Raw genomic sequence first — 16,745 nt, forward strand, 5'->3', positions numbered from 1 at the left:
CCGCACCGAGGGTGCGGGGTCCTCGTCCGCATTCCCGCCTTTCCCCCCAGCACCGCCCCCGGAGGCATGTTCCGTGACCATTCTGCGCCGCCACCTGAGCACCGGCTTCGCAGTGCTGCCGACAGCGACGCTCGAGGACTCCCGCCTGTCCTTCCGCGCCCGGGGCATCCTCGCCTTTCTCATCGCGAAGCCGGATGACTGGATGGCCCGTACGGACGCCATAGCCCGGGAGGGCAAGGAGGGGCGGGACGCGGTCAGGAAGGCCGTGCAGGAGCTGAAGGAAATTGGCTACTACCGGGTGGTGGATGGCCGTGGGGCCGACGGGAAGGTATGCCGCTACACCGAGGTCTACGACACGGCGCAGGAGTGGGTTGCGACGGAGTACGGGGATAAGGAAGCGCGTCGGCTGGCTCGCAAGCTCGGTCGCAAGCTGGACCGTGAAATGACTGAGAGCGCGCCCACCGAAGACGGGTTTTCAGGCGTAGGTGAACCAGGCGTAGGTGAACCAGGCTTTATTACTAATACCCATACCGAATATCCAGAGGAGATCCCCCCTACCCCCGTGGCAGACGCAACGGAGGACCCTGCCGCCGATAAGGAGGGGGGCGTGAAGCCCTCGACAGCGAAGACCCAAGAGCCTGCCGAGACCTGGCCGCAGGAGGCCGGTGCGGAAGCAGCGGCTCGCACTCCCGACTCGACCGGTTCGCGGTGCCGCGCTCACGGTGATGCCCCTGGCAGATCATGTCGGGCGTGCGGCACAAGTCCGCGCGCAAAGGCGGAGCAGGAGCAGCAGGCACAGAAGGAGCGAGCCAGGCAGGCCGCGCGGGAAGCGGATGAACGCCTCTTCGAATCGGTCCGACACAGGCCCATGTCGGAGACGGCGAGAGCCGCGTGGGCCGAAGGCCGGGCTCGCGTCTCCGAGCGGGCAGCAGAAGCGCGGGAAGAGTGGCGGCCTCGCAACGGGCCGGGGGTCACCCACAGCTCCAAATAGGTAGCTGCCTATAGTGGTGCAAGTTTGCCCATCCAGAGCGTAGGTACTAAAATATAACCATGCCGGAGAGGGTCACCTCTCTTCGATTCCGAAGCTATCGACCTATCGGCGCCACGCGGCAATGAGGGCCGAAGCTCAAGCATCGACCTTAAATATGTAGCTGCGAATCACCTTGGAGAGGTTTTCGTGATGGTTGCCGCCGACGTCGAGAAGATCCGAGCCTGCTACGGGCCCGATGAACACCAAGCTGTCGAGCTGTACGGAGACGTGATCGACGCCTTCGAGACGGCCGGGCTCCCCGCATACGTGGAAACCCGCGGGGGCCTGGCCGTGTGCGCCACCGTCTCGGACGGCTCGCTGCTGATCGTCGCCAGCGACGACGCGCTGCCCTGGAACCGCGACGCCCTTACCGGCTGGCACCTCTCCCACACGGCCGAAGACGAGCCTGGGACACCTTGGCGGTGCACCGTCTACGACACGGTCTCCACCGGTCACTACCACAGCGCCACCCTGAACGTCGCCCCGATGGTCTCGGCCGGCATGGCCCACCTCGGCGCCTGCTCGAAGGCGGCTGCACTGTGACGGTCACGCTCAAGAACACCGCCGGGCTGCACGCCGTTTGGGAGATCACCTTCCACGAGGCCGCCGACCCCGCCACCAGCCCCGAGACCAGCGGCTCCTACTGGGTAACCACCTGCGAATCCCGCCCGGAAGCGCGTCAGCGTTCCCTCATCCACCAGATGTGGCTCTACCTGAACCAGACCCAGCCGGACTTGCCGGACCTCGACTACGGGAACGCGCACGTACGCCTGCTCGGCTACAGCAACGCCAAGACCGGTGAACGCGTTCATAGCGTGGCCTGCCAGGACTGCGGCAGCAGCCGGGTCACGTTCACGGTGCGCGACTGGGCGAACTGCGGCGCTTGCGGGCTGGGGCAGGAGCAAGGCGCCACCACCTACTGCTCTGATTTCTGCGAAGAGTGCGAAGCGGCGGCGCTGGCATGAATCAGCCCGGATCAGATTTCCTCTCCTCGGACTTCCTCATGGCGGTGCGGGACCTGTTCGACGACCCCACCGAATTGCTCGACTTCATCGACCTCGGCAACGCCGGCGAGCGCCTGCTCTGGGGAGCGGACAAGCTCAGGGAAGGCGACCGCCCCCTGTCGGCCCGCAGGTTGCCGGGCGAGCCAGATGCGGGCGCCCTGGCCACGTGGGCGCCGTCCCCGAACGGCTTCAGGTACTCAGTGGTCACCGACACCGGGCAGCGAAGCCTCGACGTGTCCTGGACCGAAGTCGCCGCGTACATCGCCGAGCGCGCCACGCCGGTGCGCTACGGCCGACTGCACGCCCGAGTGCACGCCATACGGGACCACGAGCGCACGTACCACCCCTCGCACACACCATTTCGCACATCAGAGATCTGGGCGCAAGTGTTCGCCGATCCGTGGACGCGGCGCCTTCACGACCTCCGTCTTGCCGCCGTCGGCGCCCGGGACGCGATCCTGCCCCCGCCAGCCATCTCCCCCACCCTCTTCTGACCCGCCCGCCGTCACGAAAGCCCCCCACCCCGTGATCACTTCCACCGCCTCGACCGCCTGGACCTCCAGCGCCCCCTGCGCAGGAGTCACCGAGTACGTGCTGCCCGACGAGAAGCTCCTGCGCGACCGGAAGCAGCTGGTCGCGCTAGCCGGCCCCCTGATGCGGGGCTGCGCCGAGCAATGCCCGTTCGTGGCCGCCTGCTACGAGCGGGTGCGGCCGAAGGAAGGCTTCGACGGCGTGTGCGCGGCCCGGCTGTGGGTCAACGGCCAGATCGTCGCCGCGGCCGAGTCCGCCCCCGAACTGTCCAAGCCGCCCTCGCTCGCGGGAATCTGCGGCGAGGGGACCGGTCGGCGCAAGCACCGCGAGTTGAAGGAGCCGCTGTGCGGGCTGTGCCGGGCATCGGAGATGCGCGCGCTCTCGCGTCGCGCCGGGCGAGCGAACATCCGCAATTTCAGCGGCCACGGCGGGGAACTCGCCGCCGCCTGAGCGCGGGGCGGAGGGCAGCCCTCTACCAGTCAATGACAAGGAAGGCAGCAATGCTCACGCTGAACAACTACGTGCCGGATCCCCACAAAGTGGCCGCCATCGCCCGGCTGCACGAGCTTCCTGAGCCGTTCGCCGTCGCCGCGGCCCGCCTGGAGATGGACGTGACAACCATCGCCTGGCGACTCTACGCCGCCCGTCACGAGAAGAACGGCGCGAGCAACGAGGAGATGCACCAGTGGATCTGCACCCTCAAGCCGCAAGACTTCCGCGACTTCGAAAAGGTGGCCGTCGGCCTGGTCAGCGGACGCGACAACGCCCAGGCGGGCCCCGTCCGAGGAGGCGAACGGAAGCGCCGCCGGTTGCCCCGTGTCCGGGCCACAGGCCGCCCCCGCCTAACCATCCTCTGAAGAACCATCTCCGCCGGCCCGCCCCCTGCAGGGCGGGCCGAGTCACGCCCACACGAACCGAAAGCAGGTGCGCCCATGGCGTGCTCCTTCTACGCCGAAGCCAGCGGCCCCGACCTCCAAACCGCCTTCAGCGCCGTCCGCGCGGCTGCGGAGGAACGCGGGCACGATCCCCACGCCGAGAGCCTCGCTCGGATAGTCGGGGCGATCCTCGTCGACTTCGAGGAACGGACTCCCGGGGAAGCCGCAGTCTTCGCACGTCAGTTGATCCGCGACAGCGACCAGCGCCTTGAAGGCATGACCGGGCTCGCCGGCGCCCTGCGCCTGACCGGCTCTGAACCTCGCTGGTTGTTCTTCGGCTTCACCCACTGCTGAGCCTCCGCCGCACGCCCCTCAGGAGCATGCGCCCCTCCAAGCCCGTAAGGATCCTCCGTGCTCGCCAAGCACTTGCTCCTCCTGGAAGCCGCGGACATCATCCGCGACCTCCGCCTCACCCCGCCCCAGGTCCGGCAGGCCACCAGCTCCGTTCTGCACGTCGTCTACCGCGCGTGGGCCCGCCGCGACCCCGCGCAGCAGCACCACTCCTTCGAAGAATTTGCCGACCGCATCCCCGCGTGGCAGTGGCCGACCATGTTCGAAGCGTGCGCGCTCGGTCATCTGGGTCGCCGCTGCGAGGCCCGCGCCCTCGTCACCGCCGCCCGCGCCGTCCACGAAGCGGTCAGGGACTACCCGCCGAGCAGCCGGCCGTCGAACCTGCCGCTGGCCGCCTGAGACCGAACCGTCTCATGCCACGAGGCCCACCCTTCCCCCCAGCTCCTCCCCGCGCAACCGTGATCAGCTCGACTTTGAAGAGGTCAACGTGACACCCGACATGAAGCTTCTCGCCCTCGACGAACTCCTCCGGCCTCACCCTTCCGCCACCGCATGGGACGACGGCGCTGCCGGGGCGGCAGCCGAGGCCCGAAGGCTCTTGGCCAGCACTCCAGTACACGGGGATCCGGCTGTTGATCTGAAGAGAATCGCCCCCGTCCTGCAAGCTTGGGTCGACGGGCCGTGCATCAGCAACGCTGGCCCATACGACCTCGGCTACCGCTTCATACGAAACGAGGTCCGCCGCGTCCTGGACGGCGACCTGGTGACGGCCACCGTCTACATCGAGGGAGTGCTAGACCGAGCCGCCCGCTGCCTGCGTCCGGTCCATGCGGTGGCGCCGCCACCCAGTCCGCGACTGGTGGCTGCCCTCTTGGACCCCGCCTCTGTCATCCCGTGGGAGGACGGCGAAACGGAAGCTCACTGGCTGGCCCGGGCCGCAATGGCCGTCGAAGGGCTGGAGGTGCTGGAGCTGCGGATGACCGTCGCGGAGCTGAAGAGCCGGCTCGTGGCCGCGGAGCACGTCGTCGGGCAGGCTGTCGACGAGGGCCTGGCCCTGGACCCGAACGAGATCCTTCGCGTGGTGCGGAACAGCCGGGACGCCGAGCGTCCGGGCATCGCCCGCTAGCCCCCTCCAGGGGCGTCAGCTTCGCACACCGCTGACGCAGCCCCCCCCTCTGACCTGCGGAGATGAAGTTGACGCCCCCCTCAAAGATACTAGAATATAGCTATAGGCGAGAGGGTCTCGCGAAAGGATTGAAGGAGTCCCGGTGAACACCGACACCCGCAGGCGAGGCGACACTCGGACCACCCAGGGGGCGTCGCCCGCGTCGAACACCGACGCCTTCGGCCTGCCGGCCCGTCCGGCAACGATCCAGGTACTGGTGGGCGCCACCGCCCGCGCCTTCCAGCAACTGGCCGAAGCCGGGCGCGCGTACACCGAACGCGGCAACGACGCCGAGCTCGCAGACCTTGCGCAGCGCATCGTGGAGGCCGGCGACGGGCGCATCCTCGGGGCGTACGTCGCCGAGCACCTGGTCGCCACAGGAGCCAGCATTCACATCCCCGACGGCTGCGCGAGGGCAGTGAAGAAGACCCTGGAAGCCCTGCGGCAAGGCCAGCTCGAACTCGTCGAGGGCATCATGCCGTTCCTGGAACGCGCGAACCCTCCGGCCATGATGGAGCTGATCGCGATGCTCGGGGCGAATGTCGCCCGGAACGACCCGTACGGCACCGGCGGGCCCCTGATTCTCGACACGACGAGCCCGCCGCGCCCGTCCAGCACGGAGGCGGAGTCGTGGGCGCCAGATCCGCGCCAAATCCCCGAGTGGCGGCGCAAGCTGGTGTCCGACTACCAGTCCGAGCACGCACCGTCATGGATGGGGCAGACTCTCGCCGACGGCCGGTACGTCCTCGCCCCGGCGCTGGAGGACGCGGACGCCGCCGGGGTCATCCTGTGCGCCCAGGAGGCTGAGCGCCTATCGAAGGCCAAGCTGTACTACGCGGACGCCCACACGTGTGCCGTGGCCTCCCGCAAGGCACTCCGCCCGCGCACCGCGCCGCTCGTCGAGCACCGCGTCCCCAGCACCTATGGGCTGATCGTGTTCGCCACGCCCCTCGCAGCGGGACCGGGAGAGAGGCCGGTCGTCGCCGCTTCATGGGGACGCTGGGACAGCGACCTACGACACGGACCGTGGGTCGCCCGTCGCCACGGCATCACCACACCCCTGTTCCTCGCCGACGGCAGTCGGTGGTGGGTCACCTTCTACACCGCCGCCACAGCACCCGTTGGTGCACCGCTGAGGTGGGACACGGAGGCGCTGATCGTTGAAGGGCAGACCTGGGAAGAGGGGTCCGGTGCACGCTCGGAGCCGAAGGACCGGGATGAGCTGGCCTTGCGCACGGTCATCGGCACCTGGGACCTCATCACGCAGGAGCGCGTCGCCAAGGCGGTCACCGAAACCGAGGAGATCGTCCGCAAGCCGGTGAAGGTCCGTTCCGACCGCCGCCGCGGCATCAAGGACGATGGCACCGTTCGCGTCGTATCTATCCGGGCGAGCCAACCCCGGGACGGCCGGCGTCCGGCGCGGCACTCGGGCGACGGCGCGCCGGGCCGCGTGTTTCGGAGTCAGTGGATGGTCTACGAACACAGCCGGAATCACTGCATGAACCCGCACCTGCACGCCGCAAAGGGCTGCACCCATGAGGACATCACGATCCTCGACTTCATCAAGGGACCCGAGGGCGCACCCTTTGTCGACAGGGTGAGTTCAGTCAAGACCTGACGGCCAACAGCGCCCTCCTGGCGCCCGCAGCCAACGGCGACCGGGACGAGCAGCCCCGGCTGCCGCTTGAGAAAGTCGCGGCAGCGCCGAGGTCCTCACGCCCGCAGGAGACGCGGCTTCTGAGGCTCGGCAGCACGGCCGAAGTGCCCCCCACATGGGCCGTCACTACATCGCCACACCCCATCTGACCTGCACAAACGGAGTTGACGCCCCCCGCTAAGATACTAGAATATAGCTATCGAAGACGGAGCGACCGAACGGCGGAACCCATGTCCATCACCATCCCCACGCAGACCACCCGCGAGATCTTCGCCGCCGCCGTCGCCGCGCCGCTCACGCACTGGCGGCGCACGAATCTCGGCGATCAGGTCGAGGTATCGCTCGGCTCCTCCACCCGCTACACCGTCGAGATCGACAGCTCCCGCCGCTACCTGGCAACCGTGACGTGGGCGACCGACTTCGGCGGCTCGGACACCGTGACCGGCGCACACGCCACCCAGGACGAACACCGGCTGCTCTCGCCCCGAGCGGACGCCGCCCACAAGGCCCGCGATACCGCCCGCCGAGCCCGCTAAGGACCAGGGGTGCCGCCCGCAGCGGCGGCACCCCTCCACCGAACTACCCCTCCCGGAGAGACCATGCCCCAAAATCGCGCCACCCAGCGTGCCGCTACGCAACGCGCCAGCCTCAGACAGCACGTTGCCCACCAAAGCGTCACCCAGGCCCGCGCTGCCATCGACCGCATTGCGCTGAGGACAGGCACCCACCCCGTGCTGCTGCACAACTTCTGCCGCGGCACAGCGGCCAGCATGCTGCGCTCGCTCATCAACGGTCACGTGGTCCGAGCTGTAGGAAGCGGCATCCTGACGGTCACTGTCTCGGCCGACGGTTGTCCCGTACCGGCGCCGGCAAGGTTCAGCATCACCCCCGAAGGCGGGAGCGTCGAGTTCGACGCCGGCAACGCACCCGTGGTGCTGGAGGTTCTGGCTGCCGCCGTCGCTTCAGGCGCAGGTGGGGTCGTCACGCGTCACATCCAGGCAGGTGGAGCTGCCGTACGGGGCTGGCGCCTGGACTACGCCGATCTCATACCCCTGGACGAGGCCACCGTTTTCGCCGCGTTCTGCACCGATAGGACCACTGGCGGGCCCATCCCGCCCGAGCCTGGCGTGACCTACGAGGCAGGGTTCGACACGCGCCTCCACCAGCACGGTCATCAGGACGACGACGGCCAGGGCGGGCACCTGAGCTCGGCTCCGCTCCCCGAACGCTCGCCTTCACGCGAGCGGGCCATCGCATGGGTCACCCTCAGGAGCCTCGATGCGATCTCTCGGCTCGGCGGATGGCGAACACCCCGCGAGCGCGAGGAGCTAGACCGTGAGGAACTACGGCAGCTGCACCTGTCTTACCGCAGCCGGATCATCGGGTTCGGGCCTTCCCTCCCCGCGATCCTGCTGTCGCTCGAGGGCGGTCCGGCCGGCTGGGACCTGTCCTCGTACAGGCACCACGGCCGCATCTCGTGGCACAACGTGCACGCCGACATCGTGAAGGCCGGGCTCAGCGAGGTCTGGGAGACGCCGTACGGCGTGCTGTGGATCGACAACGGCTGACCGCAGGCCCATGACCGATCACCACCCGTGTCGCGACGACCGCGCCCCGGCCGTTCCCAGCGTCGGCGCCCCCTACGGCTTCGGCCTGTCCGAATCCTCCGGGTCCGTCGTTCACATACTCGCCGAACCGTGGCGCTCCACCTTCTGGCCGGGCTCCCCGAACTCTCTGTGGGCCGAGGACCGCGTGCCCCGTCACGGCATGAGCGCCTGGGCTCTGTGCGACCGCGGCGTCCAGTGGAAGACCGGGCCGCCCGGGAACGCGCGGCACTTCTGCCGCTGGTGCCTCATGCCCGCCCATCAGCGCACCTTGTACCTCACCGGGCTCCACTCCGTGCCGAACGAGAACACCGATGACCATCACCTCTGATGCCCTGCTCACTTCGAACCATTTGTTCGCCGGCGGGTGCGGCGACCTGCTCGGAGCCAAACGCGCCGGATTCCACCCTCTGTTCGCCGCCAACCACGATGCCGCCGCAGTCGCCACGGCCCGCGCCAACTTCTCCGGCCTACAAGCCATCCAGGAGAACATCAACGGCTTGGACATGCGGCGGCTGCCGCCGGCCCGAGTACTTATTGGATCGCCCATATGCTGGGAGGTCGCTCCTTCGGGGGGCCACACCGCCCCCAAGACGCAGCCCACTCTCGACGACGCCGCCGAAGAGGGAAAGCCTGCACAGGAAGAATGGGCCCACACCCGGGCCACCGCTTGGGACCTTCTTCGCGCTACCGAGGCCGCGCTTATCGCCGGACACCCGTACGACCTGGTCGCAGGAGAGAACGTGCCCGCATTCCGCACCCGCTGGCCGCTGTTTACCGCATGGGCGAGAGCCTTCGACGCCCTCGGCTATGCCCCAAAGCTCGCCTCGGTGGATGCAGCCCACATAGACGCAGCCGACCTTGGCAATGCTCCTCAGCACCGTCAGCGCATGCTGTTCGTGTTCGTCCGAAAGGGAGTGCGCGCCCCGGACCTGCGGCCCCGGCCGCTGTCCTCCTGCCCACGCTGCGGAATCGTGCGCGGCGTCCAGAAGTGGGGCAACAACAACCGCATCCGGGTGGGTACCTACGGGACGTCGTACCAGTACGTATGCCCTAGCCGAAGGTGTGGCCACCTGCAGGTCGAGCCAGCCACCCGCCCGATCCGGGACTCGATCGACTTCTCGCTGCCCACCCGCGCGGTCAGCGCCGGCAAGCCGGGCAAGAGGTTCCGCCCCTACGTCGACGAGACACTCCGCAAGATCGAGATCGGGCGCGCCAAGTACGGCGACAAGCCGTTCATCGCCATCATGCGCAACAACTGCACCACCCAGACCCTTGATGAGCCGGTCGGCACCATTACCGCAAAGGGCAACCATCACATGCTCGTCATCCCCGGCGACTCCCTCGGGTCCTGCCGGATACGCATGCTGGGCGCGCGGGAGAAGGCCCGCGCACAGCGGTTCCCCGACTCTCACTATTTCCAGGGAACGAGCACGCAGCAGAGCACCCTGATCGGCAACGCGGTGCCCGTCAACGTTGGCCAGTGGCTGGGCGAACGGCTCGCCGCCGCCCTGTCGTAGCCCCCTCCAGCAGGGCAGGCCACAAGCCCGAGAGTCGACAAATCACCAGCGGACAGCTGTCGGTCCACACGGAAGATTTCAGTACGCGGGCCTGTGACCTGGGCACTGAAATCTTTCGTGCGGCGCCCGGCGGGCCGTCTGCCGCAGCGAACACTTCAGCGCCGCGGGGCCACCGGGCCGGGTGCGGCGGTCGGGCTGTCGGACGACATCGAAATGCCAGCGGCTGGCGACATGGAATGTCAGTGGTCGGCGACATGGCGGGTCAGCAGGGAGCGACGTCGGCGGCGGGCCGAGCCGCCTGGGCGGTACGGACCGGTCCGCCCGCTACCCCGCGGCGGTGGTAGTTGCCGGGGTCAGGGAGTAGTCCATGTCACGTAGACGGCGCCGGGGCTTCCCTTCGCGCCCGGGCTGCCGGCGCTGCCTTGATGGCCTTCCAGCCCGAAGCCACCGCGGCTGTCACTGGCGCCGCCCTGGCCACCCGCGCCGGTCTCTTCTTTGTCGATGTAGCCGCCGCCGGTGCCGCCGTCGCCGCCCTTGCCGCCGGTACCGGGCGTCACCCCTGCGATCGTCAGGCCAGGGCCACCGGCTCCGCCGGTTCCACCACCGCCGCCTGTGCCCGCGTGTCCGCCGCTCACGAGGTTGTTGTTTCGGGCGCCTTCCCCACCGTCGATACCGGCGCCGCCGGCCTTGCCGGGCTCGCCACGCTGTCCGGCTGTGCCCACGTTGAGGGTTTTATTCGTGGCACCCTTGAAGTTGCAGCCGCCTTGCGCGGTGGGCTCCTTCAGGCTGCTCTGACCCGCGCCCTTGCCGCCGGTTCCGCCCGTGCCCTTGCCACCACTCCGGTAGGTGCCGTAGCCCCAGGCGAAACCACCGGCGCTCTTTTCGGCGCGTGGTGCGACATGGCCCAGGTACCCGCCAGTTCCACCAGTGACGAAGGCGCTGTAGGGAAAGGAACGCGCATCGCCAGTGGCGATGATGACCTTGCTCGGTTTGCCGGGCTCGCCGTTCTTGGCATTGGCGGTGGGGGACTCACCGTCCTTGCCGTTGTCGCCACTCGTCGCCTCCTGGCCCCCCTTGCCCCCGGCGCCGCCTTGGCCGCCGTTGCCGACCTTGCCTCCGGCGCCGCCTTCACCAATGCGGACCTTGAACTTCTGGCCTGCCTTGACGGGCACGGTGCACGTCACGTAGCCGCCGCTCGCACCGCCAAGACCTCCCCCGCCGCCTCCGCCCCCTCCACCGCCTCCCCCACCACCACCGCTGCCGAGGGCGCTGGTTCCGGCCCCTCCGCTGCCTCCGCTGCCGGTGTTACCGCCTCCGCCCCCTCCACCGCCACCGGAACCCGCACCGCCGCCCCCGCCACCGCCCCCGCCGCCACCGCCCCAGATGTGAAACGTGACCGACGTGACCCCTGCGGGAACCTCGAAGGACCCGTCCGAGGGGAACCACTGGCTGCCCTCCGCGGCGCCGGCCGACGACGGGAGCAGCAACTGCGCCGTGAACGCGCTCGCGGTCAGGACCAGAGCCGACGCCACGGCACCGGTCCGCCGGCTGACTCCCGCCCACAGGGGAGGTACACACTTCCGCTGCACCGTTACGTCTCTCTTCCCGTAGATAGTCAACTGCACTGCACTGCACATGCGTCAGGCACTGCCGTAGCCGCGCGGGCCAGTGCCTCGCCGGCCGCACCGGGGACTGCAACCGTCCGAGGTGGTGCCTCCATTCGGGTGACGCGTCCAGGCCGTGGGACTCCTCCACACAGCGGCTGACAACGCCCTCCGCCTCCCGGGAAATAAGGGGCGCAGGCATGCCAGTGTGGCCCGCTGACCAGCCATGCCAGTAGGGGGAAACCCGGGGCGCCAAGAGCACTCAAGGGGAGCAGCACCCACTGGTGCGCCCCGCGATGCTCCCCTGCTTCCCCTGCCGAGGCCCGCACCCTCTCGTCGAGGGCATCTACACGCTGCCCCGCTACCGCGACACCCAGACCCCGCCCGAGAACCCCGGCACCGGCACCAACGCGGCCCCCACCACTTCACCCTCACCCCGCGCATGGACGTTCTCACCGACCAGCGGATGAACTGGCTCCACCCCGCCAGGCACGACGACTGGTTTCGTGGACCGCACCGGCCACTGGAGCGCGACGTCCTCAGCGATCTCGACGCCGCCGTGCTGTCCCGCGCGCACTACGACGGGTGCGTCTCCCCGGAAGACCGTGAGTCCCTGGAGTGGGGCGCCGCCATCTCCAGGCTGATCGACGCTGGCCTCCTGGACTCATCGACGACGCCATCGCCGTCCTGGCCGACGACGTCCGGTACGGACTCCGCACACTCGACGCCAACGAGACCCCACGCACCTACTGACATACCTCATGCCGGAAGTACTGACATCAGCTGTCGGAACCCACTGACGTTCTCGCGTCGCCCGACACGGGCGCGCTGCCCAACTCACCCCCACCGGCCGGGGCCCCGCCCCTGACCAGCCGAGACGACCAACTGAGGGTTTCCTCACTGAAATCTCCCGTGCTGGTACTGAAGCACCTACTGAAATCTTTCGTGCGGTACTGAAATCTTCACTGCCGTCCTACAACAGCCCCCAGGTCGCCATGAGGGTGAAGTTGACACCCTCCCCAGGGGTACTAAAATATAACTATGGAGCGAAAGGGAGCCCCCCTCCCGCTCCACCCTGCGCCCCGCCGACCGGCGGGGTGCAGGCGACGCACACCCAACGCCGACCACGAAGAGTGACGCGACGATGACTCAACTCGACTTTTTTGCGGACCTCAACGCCGCCGCTCCCGAGCCCGCCCCGATACCGGCGACCTTCGCCAAGCCCACCGCTCCGACTACTGCCGCGCCCCCGGCCGCCCCTCGCATGCAGGCGCTGGTCCGCTCCCTGCGCCCCCGGCTGCCCGCCAACCCGCATGAACGCGCCCTGTCCATCGGCGAAGCCGTAGCCCGCACCTGGCACACGCAGCACGGCGGCACCGCCATCGAAGTGCCCATCGGCATCGTGGCCGCCCTGGCCCTCATGCATCCGAAGGATCCCAAGGGCCCCAACGCGCCCCATCAGATCCTCGCCCAGGACGACGTCCAGTTGATCCAGATGTACCGGGAGATCTGGGCACGGCACTGGATGCGGCGCCCTGACCTGATCGACCGGGCGCGGATTCTCCACGACTGGCTGAACGACAGCGACCACGACAAGCACCGGCTCGACGTCACCCGCGCCGTCACCAGGACCGCTCTGACTTCCGGGCTTCTCGACCTGACCGGCCACGAGGACCCGTTCTTCCGGACTGCCGCCGATGTCCTCTCGCCCACCATGACCGCACTGCGCTCATCCGGCGCGCAGCAGGGTCTCGGCGAGTACCACACCCCGCCGTCCGTGGCCGAGTGCATGGCCGAGATGATGCTGCAAGAGTTCACCGTCACCATGTTCGAAGACCAGCTCCACAAGCTCCAGCCCGGCCAACACATCCACGACCCTGCCTGCGGCAGCGGAGGCATGCTGCGCGCTGCCGCCCAGTCCCTACGCCAGCGCGGCAAGGAGCCGGCGTCCTTCCGCTGGTCGGGAGTCGACATCGATCAGATCGCCGCCGCATGCACGGCCGTCAACGCGATCATCTGGGACCTCGGCCCCCACGTCACCGTCGCCTGCGCCGACATCCTCACCACGCCCAACGCCGTCGAGGAAGCCGCGGCCGAAGCGCAAGCCGTCATCGAGCACCGCAACCGCCTCGTTGCTCAAGCCCACATGCTTGCCGGGATACGCAAGGTCGAGACCCTGCTGAACCAGGTGGTGCCCGCCGCATGATGGCCGTCAGCTACGGCGGCGGGGTCCAGTCGACCGCCCTCCTGGTCCTGGCCGCCCAGCGCGAGATCCCCTACCGCAACTTCATCTTCGCCAACGTTGGTGACGACAGCGAAGACCCCCGCACCCTGAACTACGTCCGCCACATCGCAGCCCCCTACGCCACCAAACGCGGCATCGACCTGCACATCCGCGAGCGCCGCACCCGCATCGGCGAACTGGAAACCCTGTGGGGCCGCATGATGCGCCGGGACTCCCGCTCCCTGCCCATCCCCGTACGCATGAGCAACGGCAAGCCCGGGACGCGCAGCTGCACAGGACTTCAAGGTCAAGGTCATCGGCAAGTGGCTGCGCTTCCACGGGGCCACCGCCGACAATCCCGCGACGGTCGGCATCGGCATCAGCCTGGACGAGATCAGCCGGGCCACCAACAGTCGCACCGAGCCGTACGAGCGCATCCACTACCCGCTGCTGGACCTCGGCCTGCGCCGCACCGACTGCATCCAGATCATCCGCGATGCCGGCCTCCTCGTCCCGAACAAGTCGGCCTGCTTCTTCTGCCCGCTGAAGTCCCGGGAGTCCTGGGCCAAGATGCACCGCGACCGCCCGGCACTCTTCGGCAAGGCATGCCACCTCGAAGAGATCCTGAACATCCGTCGCCGCCGTGAGCACAAGGACCCGGTGTTCCTCACTGGCGGCGGCCGCCCGCTCCGTGAGGCCATCACCCGCGCCCAGGACGAGCTCCCCATCGATGTCGGCTGCGACTCCGGCTGGTGCATGACCTAGCCGTCGCCTCGAACGACCACTCCCAACCTCCGTGATCTGAACAAGGACGGCTTCGCCATGCCCGAAAACACCGCGCTCCTCATCGAACCCAACGGCTCCATCACCGAACTCGACCTCGGTGACCAGCACAGTCAGGCCAAGGCCCTCGCCCGCAAGCTGCTCGACGCCCCCGCGGTCATCACCTACATCCACTCTCCCGCCGGCGGCTGGCTGGCAGTCATCGGCGGCAAGAACCGTGCCCAGCACCTGCCGAACCTCTTCGCGGGCCTCGCTATCGAGGAACTGGGCGGGCAGTTCCATGACACCTCCGGCGCGATCGTCTTCACCGGCTACCTGACCAGCGGCCACCTCACCGGGCTCCCGGCCGAAGCCGCCGCCCTCATCCGCGACATCTGCCCCACCTCCACCAGCTGACCCCGCCGGCGCCCGGGGCGGCAGCACCTGCCGCCCCAACTGACCGTCACGCCATCCCCTCATCTGAACAGGACACCCCACCCATGCCCGCAATCACCGCACTCGCCATCAACCACCACTGCCTCGTGACCGAACTCGACCTCGGCGACGACCCGGCCTTCCAGGCCAGGCTGCTGCGCCGCGCCCTGGAGGACCGGCCCGAGATCATCGCGCGCATCCACCGGCCCACCGGCTGCGTGACCGTCATCGCCGGGCTCAACCGCGAGCAGGGTCTTCAGGACCTGTCCGACGTCCAGGCACCCACCACCCTCCACGACATCACCAGGTTGTTCCTCGACGCGAAGGCCCCCGTCGTCTTCACGGGCCACCGCCACCCCGACCAGCTCACCGCGCTCTCCGGCAGCGCAGCCGACCTGATACGCGACACCTGCGCCTCACTCGAGGCTCGCAACCGGTGACGCGCCCGCGCCCGCTTGCGGCCACCCGGCAGGCGACGGCCCCGTTCACGGTCACCGTGCGCCTGCCCGACACCGTGCCCGCCAAGCGCCTCGAACCCGGCGACACCTTCGCCTTCCCCGAAGACGACACCCCGCGCACCGTCCTGTGCTCCGCGCCCGACCCCCACCACGACCGCTACCGCCTCTACGCGCTCGACGACGACCCGCTGCCCATGTGCATGCGCGAAGACGAGCCCATCCGGCCTGTACGCCTCCCTCGCACCTTCGACCTCCCCTGCCAGCTGTGCGGCCGAACCTCCCGCATCGCAGTCGACCTTGCCGTGCACGGCGAACCCCTGATCCGCATCTGCGACCAGCACTGACCACCAGGGAGCGGGCGCGCCCCGGCCGCCCGCTCCCGCCCATGCCTGGAGCCAAAGATCGCTACCTATTCAACGGAACGCAGCGTGACTACCAAGGGCTTCTCCTTCACCCTGCGCACCACCGACCGCAAGACCCTCGACATCACCGTGAAGGCCACGAGAGAGGTCATCGTGCGCGGCCCCCACGACACCACCGACGAGCAAGCCATCGCCCTCGTACGCCGCCGCCGCGCCTGGATCTATGGCCAGCTCCGGCACCTGGAGCAGAACGCTCCCGAAAACCCCGTGAAGGAACTCGTCAACGGCTCCGGATTCGTCGTCCTAGGCCGCGGGCACCGGCTACGCATCGTCCCCGACGACGCCCAGGACCAGCCCGTCGTCCAGCACCTGCACACCGGTTCGGGCTCCTGGCTCCACATGCGCCGCACCACCGCTGACAACGCCAGCACCGCCCGGCGGGCGCTCGTCGACTTCTACGCCCGCGCAGGTCAGGGATGGGTAGAGCGCAACGCGCCCTCCATCCTCACGCGCACCGCCACCCCCGAGATGGCCGTTCGGATGTCTACCCGCATGCGCACCACCTGGGCCTACCGGCACCCGACCCGTGGCCTGACCCTGCACTGGGCCACCGCCCAGCTCTCCAGCAACTTCCTGCACGAACTCGTCCACCGGGCCCTCGGGCTGCCGAGCGTCGCCCACAAGCAGCTCTACGAGCAGGCGTTTCGCTCTCTGTGGCTCGGCGATCTGGGCGGCCAGCCGCCCACTCTCAGGGCCTGACCGGCCGCCTGGCGCGGGCAGCCGTCCCGCGGCTGCCCGCACTCCCCGTCACCGGCCAGCCGGCCGCTCCACGCCCAGGAGGTCCCACAGGGACGCGGTCGACACCTTCGTCACGCCGCCCATGTTCAGTGTCCGGGCAGGGAACTGTCCGTCCTTCACCATGCGGTACGCCTTGTCCCGGCCGACTCCCAGCGCCCGCGCAGCCGTGACCACGTTCACCAGTGGCGGCAGCTCACGCAGCTCTTCCCACGACATCCCGGGCCGCTCATCAGCAGCCTCGGCACGCAACGCAACAGATGCACTCATAGGTGGTCATACCCATCTCCCCGCGCCACCTGACCGAAAGCATACGGCCACGGCCGAAAAATAACGCTCGATACCGAAAGATCAGGAGGGAGCCCACC

At 68.7% G+C, this 16,745-nt stretch carries 23 protein-coding genes; 21 read left to right on the forward strand and 2 right to left on the reverse strand.

Annotated features, from left to right (window positions below; translation table 11 throughout):
• Positions 1-73 precede the first annotated feature (73 nt).
• The 14 genes from ACX9I7_RS01180 (at position 74) to ACX9I7_RS01245 (ending at position 9,737) form a co-directional block, all read left to right on the forward strand.
• The gene (locus tag ACX9I7_RS01180) at positions 74-991 is read left to right on the forward strand and encodes a hypothetical protein (protein ID WP_459386226.1); all 918 of its coding nucleotides are present in this window, start codon (positions 74-76) and stop codon (positions 989-991) included.
• 189 nt (positions 992-1,180) lie between these two features.
• A complete protein-coding gene (locus tag ACX9I7_RS01185; protein WP_459386227.1) occupies positions 1,181-1,573 on the forward strand; it encodes a hypothetical protein in 393 nt (130 codons plus the stop codon).
• On the forward strand, positions 1,570-1,995 hold the full coding sequence (locus ACX9I7_RS01190) for a hypothetical protein (protein ID WP_459386228.1): 426 nt from the start codon (positions 1,570-1,572) through the stop codon (positions 1,993-1,995). The genes ACX9I7_RS01185 and ACX9I7_RS01190 overlap by 4 nt, the downstream gene beginning before the upstream one ends.
• Positions 1,992-2,528 (forward strand): hypothetical protein, encoded by a 537-nt coding sequence (locus ACX9I7_RS01195; protein WP_459386229.1) that lies wholly within the window; start codon positions 1,992-1,994, stop codon positions 2,526-2,528. The genes ACX9I7_RS01190 and ACX9I7_RS01195 overlap by 4 nt, the downstream gene beginning before the upstream one ends.
• A 31-nt stretch (positions 2,529-2,559) precedes the next feature.
• Complete coding sequence (locus tag ACX9I7_RS01200; RefSeq protein ID WP_459386230.1) at positions 2,560-3,015, forward strand: hypothetical protein; 456 nt, start codon at positions 2,560-2,562, stop codon at positions 3,013-3,015.
• Between the two features lie 50 nt (positions 3,016-3,065).
• Positions 3,066-3,422: a hypothetical protein gene (locus ACX9I7_RS01205; RefSeq protein WP_459386231.1), complete on the forward strand. Its 357-nt coding sequence runs from the start codon at positions 3,066-3,068 to the stop codon at positions 3,420-3,422.
• Positions 3,423-3,497: 75 nt separating this feature from the next.
• Entirely contained in the window at positions 3,498-3,794 is a 297-nt protein-coding gene (locus ACX9I7_RS01210) for a hypothetical protein (protein ID WP_459386232.1), read from the forward strand.
• A 57-nt stretch (positions 3,795-3,851) separates the two neighbouring features.
• On the forward strand, positions 3,852-4,190 hold the full coding sequence (locus tag ACX9I7_RS01215) for a hypothetical protein (RefSeq protein WP_459386233.1): 339 nt from the start codon (positions 3,852-3,854) through the stop codon (positions 4,188-4,190).
• Between the two features lie 460 nt (positions 4,191-4,650).
• Positions 4,651-4,917: a hypothetical protein gene (locus ACX9I7_RS01220; RefSeq protein WP_459386234.1), complete on the forward strand. Its 267-nt coding sequence runs from the start codon at positions 4,651-4,653 to the stop codon at positions 4,915-4,917.
• Positions 4,918-5,059: 142 nt separating this feature from the next.
• The gene (locus tag ACX9I7_RS01225; RefSeq protein ID WP_459386235.1) at positions 5,060-6,574 is read left to right on the forward strand and encodes a hypothetical protein; all 1,515 of its coding nucleotides are present in this window, start codon (positions 5,060-5,062) and stop codon (positions 6,572-6,574) included.
• A gap of 269 nt (positions 6,575-6,843) precedes the next feature.
• Positions 6,844-7,149, forward strand: a complete 306-nt coding sequence (locus ACX9I7_RS01230) for a hypothetical protein (RefSeq protein ID WP_459386236.1) — start codon at positions 6,844-6,846, stop codon at positions 7,147-7,149.
• A gap of 195 nt (positions 7,150-7,344) precedes the next feature.
• Positions 7,345-8,181, forward strand: coding sequence for a hypothetical protein (locus tag ACX9I7_RS01235; protein WP_459386237.1), 837 nt, complete (start codon positions 7,345-7,347; stop codon positions 8,179-8,181).
• Between the two features lie 10 nt (positions 8,182-8,191).
• A complete protein-coding gene (locus ACX9I7_RS01240) occupies positions 8,192-8,548 on the forward strand; it encodes a hypothetical protein (RefSeq protein ID WP_459386238.1) in 357 nt (118 codons plus the stop codon).
• Positions 8,532-9,737 carry a DNA cytosine methyltransferase gene (locus ACX9I7_RS01245; RefSeq protein WP_459386239.1) on the forward strand — a complete coding sequence of 402 codons (1,206 nt, stop codon included), beginning with the start codon at positions 8,532-8,534 and terminating at the stop codon, positions 9,735-9,737. The genes ACX9I7_RS01240 and ACX9I7_RS01245 overlap by 17 nt, the downstream gene beginning before the upstream one ends.
• A 353-nt stretch (positions 9,738-10,090) precedes the next feature.
• Here ACX9I7_RS01245 and ACX9I7_RS01250 read toward each other — a convergent pair whose 3' ends face one another.
• Positions 10,091-10,909 (reverse strand): hypothetical protein, encoded by an 819-nt coding sequence (locus ACX9I7_RS01250; protein ID WP_459386240.1) that lies wholly within the window; start codon positions 10,907-10,909, stop codon positions 10,091-10,093.
• A 716-nt stretch (positions 10,910-11,625) separates the two neighbouring features.
• Between ACX9I7_RS01250 and ACX9I7_RS01255 the strand changes: the two genes are divergently transcribed.
• The 7 genes from ACX9I7_RS01255 (at position 11,626) to ACX9I7_RS01285 (ending at position 16,341) form a co-directional block, all read left to right on the forward strand.
• Complete coding sequence (locus ACX9I7_RS01255) at positions 11,626-11,811, forward strand: hypothetical protein (RefSeq protein WP_450298627.1); 186 nt, start codon at positions 11,626-11,628, stop codon at positions 11,809-11,811.
• Between the two features lie 674 nt (positions 11,812-12,485).
• On the forward strand, positions 12,486-13,547 hold the full coding sequence (locus ACX9I7_RS01260) for an N-6 DNA methylase (RefSeq protein WP_459386241.1): 1,062 nt from the start codon (positions 12,486-12,488) through the stop codon (positions 13,545-13,547).
• 588 nt (positions 13,548-14,135) lie between these two features.
• A complete protein-coding gene (locus ACX9I7_RS01265; protein WP_459386242.1) occupies positions 14,136-14,330 on the forward strand; it encodes a hypothetical protein in 195 nt (64 codons plus the stop codon).
• Positions 14,331-14,387: 57 nt separating this feature from the next.
• The gene (locus ACX9I7_RS01270; protein WP_459386243.1) at positions 14,388-14,744 is read left to right on the forward strand and encodes a hypothetical protein; all 357 of its coding nucleotides are present in this window, start codon (positions 14,388-14,390) and stop codon (positions 14,742-14,744) included.
• Positions 14,745-14,827: 83 nt separating this feature from the next.
• Positions 14,828-15,202, forward strand: coding sequence for a hypothetical protein (locus tag ACX9I7_RS01275; protein ID WP_459386244.1), 375 nt, complete (start codon positions 14,828-14,830; stop codon positions 15,200-15,202).
• The gene (locus tag ACX9I7_RS01280; RefSeq protein WP_459386245.1) at positions 15,199-15,564 is read left to right on the forward strand and encodes a hypothetical protein; all 366 of its coding nucleotides are present in this window, start codon (positions 15,199-15,201) and stop codon (positions 15,562-15,564) included. The genes ACX9I7_RS01275 and ACX9I7_RS01280 overlap by 4 nt, the downstream gene beginning before the upstream one ends.
• Positions 15,565-15,648: 84 nt before the next feature.
• Entirely contained in the window at positions 15,649-16,341 is a 693-nt protein-coding gene (locus ACX9I7_RS01285) for a YgjP-like metallopeptidase domain-containing protein (protein ID WP_459386246.1), read from the forward strand.
• Positions 16,342-16,389: 48 nt separating this feature from the next.
• Here ACX9I7_RS01285 and ACX9I7_RS01290 read toward each other — a convergent pair whose 3' ends face one another.
• Positions 16,390-16,596, reverse strand: a complete 207-nt coding sequence (locus tag ACX9I7_RS01290) for a DNA-binding protein (RefSeq protein ID WP_459386247.1) — start codon at positions 16,594-16,596, stop codon at positions 16,390-16,392.
• Positions 16,597-16,745 lie beyond the last annotated feature (149 nt).

The organism is Streptomyces sp. L500 (assembly GCF_054551825.1).

Excerpts from the sequence above, each read along its gene's own strand:
- ACX9I7_RS01185 (WP_459386227.1), top strand. The coding sequence starts at position 1,181 with ATGGTTGCCGCCGACGTCGAGAAGATCCGAGCCTGCTACGGGCCCGAT.
- ACX9I7_RS01195 (WP_459386229.1), top strand. The coding sequence starts at position 1,992 with ATGAATCAGCCCGGATCAGATTTCCTCTCCTCGGACTTCCTCATGGCG.
- ACX9I7_RS01205 (WP_459386231.1), top strand. The coding sequence starts at position 3,066 with ATGCTCACGCTGAACAACTACGTGCCGGATCCCCACAAAGTGGCCGCC.
- ACX9I7_RS01210 (WP_459386232.1), top strand. The coding sequence starts at position 3,498 with ATGGCGTGCTCCTTCTACGCCGAAGCCAGCGGCCCCGACCTCCAAACC.
- ACX9I7_RS01230 (WP_459386236.1), top strand. The coding sequence starts at position 6,844 with ATGTCCATCACCATCCCCACGCAGACCACCCGCGAGATCTTCGCCGCC.
- ACX9I7_RS01240 (WP_459386238.1), top strand. The coding sequence starts at position 8,192 with ATGACCGATCACCACCCGTGTCGCGACGACCGCGCCCCGGCCGTTCCC.
- ACX9I7_RS01245 (WP_459386239.1), top strand. The coding sequence starts at position 8,532 with ATGACCATCACCTCTGATGCCCTGCTCACTTCGAACCATTTGTTCGCC.
- ACX9I7_RS01260 (WP_459386241.1), top strand. The coding sequence starts at position 12,486 with ATGACTCAACTCGACTTTTTTGCGGACCTCAACGCCGCCGCTCCCGAG.
- ACX9I7_RS01265 (WP_459386242.1), top strand. The coding sequence starts at position 14,136 with ATGCACCGCGACCGCCCGGCACTCTTCGGCAAGGCATGCCACCTCGAA.
- ACX9I7_RS01270 (WP_459386243.1), top strand. The coding sequence starts at position 14,388 with ATGCCCGAAAACACCGCGCTCCTCATCGAACCCAACGGCTCCATCACC.
- ACX9I7_RS01275 (WP_459386244.1), top strand. The coding sequence starts at position 14,828 with ATGCCCGCAATCACCGCACTCGCCATCAACCACCACTGCCTCGTGACC.
- ACX9I7_RS01290 (WP_459386247.1), bottom strand. The coding sequence starts at position 16,596 with ATGTCGTGGGAAGAGCTGCGTGAGCTGCCGCCACTGGTGAACGTGGTC.